This is a genomic window from Carnobacterium sp., from assembly GCF_032094055.1.
In the GTDB taxonomy this organism is placed as follows: domain Bacteria; phylum Bacillota; class Bacilli; order Lactobacillales; family Carnobacteriaceae; genus Carnobacterium_A.
This window is the reverse complement of the sequence record NZ_DAMDAK010000035.1, coordinates 5,514-13,497: the sequence shown is the minus strand read 5'-3', so window position 1 is coordinate 13,497 and position 7,984 is coordinate 5,514. Positions and strand designations below refer to the sequence as shown.

Annotated in this window: 8 protein-coding genes and 1 tRNA gene; 8 read left to right on the top strand and 1 reads right to left on the bottom strand. The window is 35.2% G+C overall.

The annotated features are described in order from the left end of the window. From RT405_RS07015 to RT405_RS07000, 4 genes are all read left to right on the top strand, one after another. Nucleotides 1-753, top strand: a 753-nt coding sequence (locus tag RT405_RS07015) for a methionine gamma-lyase family protein (protein WP_313468707.1), incomplete at its 5' end; no start/stop codon positions are given. Nucleotides 754-965: 212 nt separating this feature from the next. Continuing rightward, complete coding sequence (gene glnA / locus RT405_RS07010; RefSeq protein WP_313468705.1) at nt 966-2,306, top strand: type I glutamate--ammonia ligase; 1,341 nt, start codon at nt 966-968, stop codon at nt 2,304-2,306. A gap of 296 nt (nt 2,307-2,602) precedes the next feature. Further along, nucleotides 2,603-2,995 carry a MerR family transcriptional regulator gene (locus RT405_RS07005; protein WP_035027808.1) on the top strand — a complete coding sequence of 131 codons (393 nt, stop codon included), beginning with the start codon at nt 2,603-2,605 and terminating at the stop codon, nt 2,993-2,995. A 133-nt stretch (nt 2,996-3,128) separates the two neighbouring features. Continuing rightward, nucleotides 3,129-3,389, top strand: a complete 261-nt coding sequence (locus tag RT405_RS07000; RefSeq protein WP_313468702.1) for a hypothetical protein — start codon at nt 3,129-3,131, stop codon at nt 3,387-3,389. Nucleotides 3,390-3,751: 362 nt separating this feature from the next. Here RT405_RS07000 and RT405_RS06995 read toward each other — a convergent pair. Beyond that, nucleotides 3,752-3,825 (bottom strand) — tRNA-Arg (locus tag RT405_RS06995). A gap of 472 nt (nt 3,826-4,297) precedes the next feature. On the opposite strand from RT405_RS06995, the gene nrdH reads away from it, so the two are divergent. The 4 genes from nrdH to nrdF all read left to right on the top strand — a co-directional run. Further along, nucleotides 4,298-4,531 carry a glutaredoxin-like protein NrdH gene (nrdH, locus tag RT405_RS06990; RefSeq protein ID WP_035027814.1) on the top strand — a complete coding sequence of 78 codons (234 nt, stop codon included), beginning with the start codon at nt 4,298-4,300 and terminating at the stop codon, nt 4,529-4,531. Then, a complete protein-coding gene (nrdI, locus tag RT405_RS06985; RefSeq protein ID WP_313468700.1) occupies nt 4,528-4,893 on the top strand; it encodes a class Ib ribonucleoside-diphosphate reductase assembly flavoprotein NrdI in 366 nt (121 codons plus the stop codon). The genes nrdH and nrdI overlap by 4 nt, the downstream gene beginning before the upstream one ends. Then, nucleotides 4,886-7,063 (top strand): class 1b ribonucleoside-diphosphate reductase subunit alpha, encoded by a 2,178-nt coding sequence (gene nrdE, locus RT405_RS06980; protein ID WP_313468698.1) that lies wholly within the window; start codon nt 4,886-4,888, stop codon nt 7,061-7,063. Before nrdI ends, nrdE begins: the two co-directional genes overlap by 8 nt. A 17-nt stretch (nt 7,064-7,080) precedes the next feature. Continuing rightward, on the top strand, nt 7,081-7,984 hold a 904-nt coding region (nrdF, locus tag RT405_RS06975; protein ID WP_313468696.1), incomplete at its 3' end, for a class 1b ribonucleoside-diphosphate reductase subunit beta.

Genomic DNA, 7,984 nt, shown 5'->3' with positions numbered 1-7,984 from the left:
AAAGTAGTAGCCATTCAACGTTCTCGTGGTTATGCCAGTCGTCCGTCTTTTACTATTGAAAAAATTGAAGAGATGATTCAATTTGTAAGGTCAATTGATCCCTCTGTGATTATTTTTGTTGATAATTGCTATGGTGAATTTGTTGAGCTGAAAGAACCTACTGAAGTTGGTGCAGATCTGATGGCAGGATCGCTGATTAAAAATCCAGGCGGAGGTCTAGTGAAGACAGGCGGTTATATTGTAGGTAAATTAGAATTGATTGAAGCATGTGCATACCGCTTAACTTCTCCGGGAATTGGCCGGGAAGCAGGAGCTTCTTTATATAGTTTGCAAGAAATGTATCAAGGCTTTTTTATGGCACCTCATACAGTGGGAGAAGCATTAAAAGGCGCCGTCTATACTGCAGCCTTATTAGAGTCTTGTGGAGTAGAGAGTTCGCCTAAATGGAATGATGAACGGACGGACTTAATCCAAATCATTTCTTTAAATGACAAAGGAAGAATGGTTCAATTTGCTCAAACAATTCAAAAATATTCTCCTATTAATGCTCATGTCATGCCGGTAGGAGCTTATATGCCGGGTTATGAAGATGATGTGATCATGGCAGCGGGAACCTTTATTCAAGGATCGAGCATCGAATTGACAGCTGATGGCCCTATCCGTCCACCTTATACTTTATATGTACAAGGAGGCCTAACTTATGAACACGTTAAGCTGGCAGTCAGTTCAGCTGTAGCAGAACTATTCTTTTAATAGAGGCTAAGAAAACTACTTATGTAAATCTGATTTTTAGATAGACAATAAGTAGTTTTTTTTAATTCAAAAAAAGTAGTGCAACACGCGGTTATATCACATTCCCATGTAATAAAAATTTTGACAATTTAAATAAGCCTTGTTAAAGTGATGAATGAAGAATAGATAAATAAAAATCTAGCTGCATTACGAAAGGGAGAATTTTTAAGACAATGAAAAAATTCACAAAAGAAGAGATCAAAGCCAGTGCAAAAGAACATAATGTCCGCTTTTTGCGTTTGATGTTTACAGATATTGACGGTACCGTCAAAAATGTTGAAGTTCCTATTAGTCAAATAGATAAGGCATTGAACAATGAAATGATGTTTGATGGTTCTTCAATTGATGGTTTTGTCCGTATTGAAGAAAGCGATATGTATTTATATCCGGATTTAAGCACATGGTTGATTTTTCCATGGGAAATAGGACATGAAAAAGACAAAGTAGCCCGTTTGATTTGTGATATTTACAATGCTGATGATACACCTTTTGCTGGAGACCCTCGTACGAACTTAAAACGCAATTTAAAAGAAATGGAAGAATTAGGTTTTACTGATTTTAATTTAGGACCAGAACCGGAATTTTTCTTGTTTAAACTTGATAAAAATGGAAAGCCAACGTTGGAATTAAATGATGATGGCGGCTACTTTGATTTTGCTCCAACAGATTTAGGCGAAAATTGCCGCCGCGACATTGTCTTGCATTTAGAAGATTTGGGATTTGAAATCGAAGCGAGCCATCATGAAACAGCTCCTGGTCAACATGAAATCGATTGGAAATATGCTGATGCTCTTGAAGCGTGTGATAATATTCAAACCTTTAAATTAATTGTTAAAACAGTTGCCCGTGAACATGGTTTGCACGCTACTTTTATGCCAAAACCTTTAGAAGGAGTCAGCGGATCAGGAATGCATTTTAATATGTCTTTATTTAATAAAAATGGGAATGTTTTTTACGATGAAGCAAATGAATTGGGATTAAGCGAAGTCGCTTATCAATTTTTAGCAGGGATAGCGACGCATGCTTTAGCTTTTACAGCTATTTGTAATCCAACTGTCAACTCTTATAAACGGTTGATTCCTGGTTATGAAGCACCTGTTTATGTTGCATGGAGCGCACGAAATCGTTCGCCTTTAGTGCGTGTACCAAGTTCACGCGGCTTATCGACACGTGTCGAATTACGAAGTGTCGATCCTAGTGCCAATCCTTATTTAGCTGTAGCAGTTTTATTGAAATCTGGATTAGATGGAATAAAAAATAAATTGGTACCTGCTGAGCCCATTGATCGCAATATCTACCGAATGACGAGTGAAGAACGCTATGAAAAAGGAATTATTGATTTACCATCTACATTGCATAATGCACTAAAATATTTACGCAAAGATGAAGTAGTTAAAGAAGCGCTTGGTTCGCATATCTATAATAGTTTTATGACAGCTAAAAAAGTGGAGTGGGCAGCTTATCGAGAACAAGTTTCTGAATGGGAACAAGAAAAATATATGACTCTCTATTAAAAAATTAAATGAGTTTACACTCCGATTAGGAAGAATAAGAAGAGTGGAACTAAAAAAGAATTACGTGTTTACTTGCGTAATTCTTTTTTTATAGTAGAATATTGTAAGTTTTTTGCATTCAATACCTAGCAGATCAGCTAAAATATAATCGCATTTGCTCACAGTGCTGCTTTCCTAAATTTCTTTCGAGTCAGGGCGGGCTTGTCCCGTTTTTTTCAAGTTTGATGAAGCAAATAAAATGATTTATTTTAAAATGATCTTGCTATTCTATAAAAGTAATGAAGAGGAGGACTGAAATGAAAGAAAAAGAGCTTCGTCGTTCAATGGCTGTTTTCACAATTGGTACAGTCATGAAATTGACCGATTTAACAGCACGGCAAATCCGCTACTATGAAGAACAAGAGTTGATTCAACCTGAACGAAATGAAGGAAATAGAAGAATGTTTTCTTTAAATGACGTTGATGTGCTTCTTGAAATTAAAGATTTCTTATCTGAAGGAATCAATATGGCCGGGATCAAACATATTTATGAAATGAAAAAATTAAATCCTGTTGATTTAGAACAAAAAAATACCACTGCTATGACAGATGAAGATGTTAGACGTATTTTGCATTCAGAATTTTTATCTATCAGTGGATTAAACACCAAAAATACTAATCAGTTTATTGATCCTAATCAGCTATATTAAAATAGTACGAAGTTTGTGCTGGTCGAATAGAGCAAACAGGTTTAGTCGCTCTATTTTTTTTAGGTGCTATGAATTGAAACCCCTTTCAATAATTGGTATAATTATGCTACTAAATAAAAGAGGAGAGATGACATTGGATCAAGAAGAATTGAGAAATGAAATCCTATCTATTTATAAGAGTAACGATGGAATAAAAGAAAAAATTGATGGCCTTAAAGGTACTTTCGAAGATGGCGATATAATAGACGTAGTGGAACAGTTGTACGATGAAGGCGTATTGGTTGTTAAAGCAGACAAAGGTTCAGGAAAAGAAGCTTTTCTGTCTAGAGGAGATTCTGATACCGAAGTAGTTACATTTTGGCCTGAATCATTAGAATACCAAGAAAAAGCATAAGTTTTTTATTTAAAAAAAGAAGCCTCCCCACTTGTTGGATTAGGCTTCTTTTAATTTTTATAGATATCCGAAGAGAGGGAATCGCACCTTCAAAGGATCATCAATAAAATGGCAATGAGTTATAGTAAAAATCGCTTTTTAATGTATTTTTATTAATACAAATGAGTATTCATTACTTTTGTTGAAAATAAAGACGAGAAAAAGATAACGGCATTCTATTCCGAAACTATGCTAAATTTATTATCAAAACCAATAAAAGGAACAAAAAACAAAAAAAGAAAACACCTCTCAAAAACGCCGACATATAGCCGTTTTTGAGAGGTGTTTCTATTTTTAAACAAAAAAACACAAAAACTAAATTACGTCTCAGGAGAGGTTCGAACTCCCGACCGTCCGCTTAGAAGGCGGATGCTCTATCCAGCTGAGCTACTGAGACATCTCTTAGCAACAGAATTTATTATATGGGAGAATGAATAAAAAGTCAATGCTATTTTTACATTTGTCTTTTGAAAATTTGTACTTTTTTCACATGGTCAATTTATTTATGTTTTTTAACTTAACTGAACCTCTTTGATCTAAAGGACGAAAAAAGCGTGTTTTTAAGTTTTACCCATCAGAATTGTGAAATAGAGGAAATAGTTTTCTAAAGAAGCATTGTGAAAAAACGAAAGGAAAGTAGAGAAGAATAGAGACAAATAAGGTTTTTAAGTGCTTTTTTCTATTTCACAAGAAATACTATATATAGTATGACGTAGCTTGTGAATATAAAAATTAGTCTATATATGGTGTATCTTATGATTGTAAAAAGACAAGATGTTGTGTAGTATATTAAGAGTAGAAGGAAGCTGCTCTTAGTTAAAGTGTCAGCAGCTTTAATACCAATAGTTTAAATCAAAGGAGTAATGAGAATGGACAATAAAACAATAGTGGTTTATTCAAAACCCAACTGTATGCAATGCAATTTTACTAAAAAATATCTAGACGATAAGGGTGTTGAGTACGTTACTAAAGATATTTTTGAATCAGAAGCTGCATTAGAAGAAGTAAAAGAGTTAGGGTTCAGTTCAGTGCCAGTCATTACAATTGAAGGACAAGAAGCGTTCAACGGGTTCCGCCCAGACTTGTTGGATCAATTAGTATGAAAGTAGTTTATTTGTCTTTAACCGGACAAACTAGAAAATTTGTACAAAAATTAGATATGGATTTGTTGGAAATCACCCCAACGAATCCATATCTTTCAATTCATGAACCCTTTATTGTAGTTGTTCCTACTTATGAGATAGAAGCAACTGAAATCATAAATGATTTTATTGAAACTGGAGAAAATCAAAATTACTTTAAAGGAGTCGCTGGCGGCGGCAATCTGAACTTTGGAAATTTGTTTGTTTTTACAGCTAAAGACTTAGCAAAAGAATATAACGTTCCCTTATTGCATACATTTGAATTTCAAGGAAATGATGAAGATGTGCAAAAATTAAAGAAAGCGGTGAAAGACCTTGGATAAACCCGTATTAGCAACTAAACCAAAAGAGGTTACTTATTTTAAATTGAATAATGAATTGAACCGACCTGTCAATGGTTCTATCCCTCTAAATAAAGACCGTGAAGCAGTTCGTGCTTACTTTTTAGAATATGTTAATCCAAATACAGTCTTCTTTTACACATTAGACGAAAAATTGAATTATTTAATAGCAGAAGATTATATTGAAGAAGAGTTTTTAAATCAATACGATCGATCATTTATTAAAGAATTATTTGAAGATATCTATAGCCGGAAGTTTCGTTTCCGTTCATTTATGTCAGCTTTTAAATTTTATACACAATATGCCCTACGTACGAATGATGGGGAACGTTTTTTGGAACGTTACGAAGATCGAATCGTATTCAATGCTTTGTATTTAGCTGATGGCGATAAAGAATTAGCGCGTACCATTGCTGATGAGATTGTTAATCAACGGTATCAACCGGCTACGCCAACATTTCTAAATGCAGGACGTAAACGGCGTGGTGAGCTGGTTTCGTGTTTCTTGATACAAGCAACAGATGATATGAACAGTATTGGGCGAGTAGTAAACAGCGCGCTTCAGTTATCACGTATTGGCGGAGGAGTTGGCGTCAACTTATCAAACCTGCGAGCTGCTGGCGATCCAATCAAGCAAATAGAAAATGCCTCAAGCGGCGTTATTCCAGTTATGAAATTATTGGAAGATAGTTTCAGCTATTCAAATCAATTGGGACAACGTAATGGTGCCGGAGCAGTTTATTTAAATGTTTTCCATCCAGATATTGTTTCTTTCTTATCTACAAAAAAAGAAAATGCTGATGAAAAAATTCGGGTTAAAACATTATCTCTTGGTTTAGTTGTACCAGACAAGTTTTATGAACTGGCAGCTCATGATGAACAGATGTACTTATTCAGTCCTTATGATGTGGAACGCATTTACGGCAGACCGTTTGCTTATGTAGATATCACTGAAGAGTATGACAATATGGTTAACAATGAAGAAATTCGTAAATCTAAGATCAGCGCGCGTGAATTAGAAAATGAAATTTCTAAATTACAACAAGAATCTGGCTATCCTTATATCATTAATATTGATACCGCTAATCGTGAAAATCCCGTTTATGGAACGATTACGATGAGTAACTTGTGTAGTGAAATCTTGCAGATACAAGAACCTTCGCTGATCAATGATGACCAAACTTATGAGGTGCTAGGTACCGATATCAGCTGTAACCTAGGTTCTACGAATATTGTCAACTTAATGAAATCTCCTGATTTTGGTAAGTCTGTCGATACTATGGTACGTGCTTTGACAATGGTAACAGACCAATCCAGTATTGAAGCAGTTCCATCAGTCAAACATGGAAACGACAAATACCATACTATTGGGCTTGGAGCAATGGGTTTACATACCTTTTTAGCTTTGAATCAAATCGAGTATGGTTCACCAGAATCGATTGAATTTACAGATGCGTATTTTATGATGTTGAACTACTACACGCTGGCTGCTAGTAACCGCATAGCTCGCGAACGCGGGATAACTTTTCATAACTTTAAAAAATCAAAGTATGCTACTGGCGAGTATTTCGATAACTATACTGAGAAAGACCACGACTTTTCAAGCAATAAAGTAGCAAGTTTATTTGAAAATCTTGCTGTGCCTACAAAAGAAAATTGGAAAGAGTTGAAAGAAGCGGTTATGCAAGACGGTTTGTATCACCAAAACCGCTTAGCCGTAGCTCCAACTGGATCTATCAGCTATGTTAACGAAACTTCGGCTAGTTTGCATCCGATTACCCGTTTGATTGAAGAACGACAAGAAAAGAAAACTGGTAAAACCTATTACCCAGCACCATTCTTATCTAATGAAACATTGCCCTATTATACTTCCGCTTACGATATCGATATGCGCCGTGTAATTGATGTGTATGCAGCAGCACAAAAACATATTGACCAAGGGATGAGCTTGACACTCTTTATGCGCTCAGATCTTCCAGAAGGTATGTATGAATGGAAAGAGGGCCGGACAACTAAACAAACGACTCGTGACCTAAATATTTTACGTCATTATGCGTGGCGTAAGGGAATCAAATCTCTTTACTACATTCGTACATTTACGGAAAATTCAGAAGAAATAGGTTCAAATGCTTGCGAAAGTTGCAGTATTTAAGAAGGGTGAATGTAAATATGACAAAACAATACGATGCAATAAATTGGAATAAAATAGAAGATATGATCGACAAATTAACGTGGGAAAAATTAGTGGAACAATTTTGGACAGATACGAGAATCCCGTTATCGAATGATTTGAATGATTGGGCTCGGCTGCCTAAAAATGAAAAAGAAATGCTGGCTAAAGTTTTAGGCGGATTAACGCTTTTAGACACGTTACAATCACAAGATGGCGTAGAAGCATTGAAGGACTCTATTCGGACGCAACATGAAGAAGCAGTCTTTAATAATATTCAATTCATGGAATCTATGCATGCCAAAAGTTATAGTGCTATTTTTAGTACCTTGAATTCTAAATCAGAAATTGAAGATCTTTTTCAATGGATCAATACAGATGTCTTGTTACAAGGAAAAACAGATATCATCAATGGCATTTATCAAAGCGGCACTGATTTGCAACGTAAAGTGGCTAGTGTGATGTTAGAGTCGTTCTTATTTTATTCAGGTTTTTTTGCTCCTTTACACTATTTAGGAAATAATAAATTACCAAATGTAGCTGAAATCATTAAGTTGATTTTACGCGATGAATCTGTGCATGGTACTTACATTGGCTATAAATTCCAAATTGGGTACAACCAGCTTCCGGAAAGTGAACAAGAAGAATTAAAAAACTGGACGTATGAATTGCTGTTTAACTTGTATCAAAATGAAGTCAAGTATGCAGAATATTTATATGATGAAATCGGCTGGACTGAACGCGTAAAAGTATTCTTGCGTTACAATGCGAATAAAGCTTTGCAAAATTTAGGTTTTGACCCTTTATTCCCTGATACAGCTAATGACGTTGATCCGGTTATTATGAATGGAATTTCAACCGGAACTTCAAATCATGACTTCTTTTCACAAGTCGGCAATGGTT

Bases quoted from the DNA above. Each gene is read 5' to 3' on its own strand.
- RT405_RS07005 (WP_035027808.1), top strand. From the start codon at position 2,603: ATGAAAGAAAAAGAGCTTCGTCGTTCAATGGCTGTTTTCACAATTGGT.
- glnA (WP_313468705.1), top strand. From the start codon at position 966: ATGAAAAAATTCACAAAAGAAGAGATCAAAGCCAGTGCAAAAGAACAT.
- nrdI (WP_313468700.1), top strand. From the start codon at position 4,528: ATGAAAGTAGTTTATTTGTCTTTAACCGGACAAACTAGAAAATTTGTA.
- nrdH (WP_035027814.1), top strand. From the start codon at position 4,298: ATGGACAATAAAACAATAGTGGTTTATTCAAAACCCAACTGTATGCAA.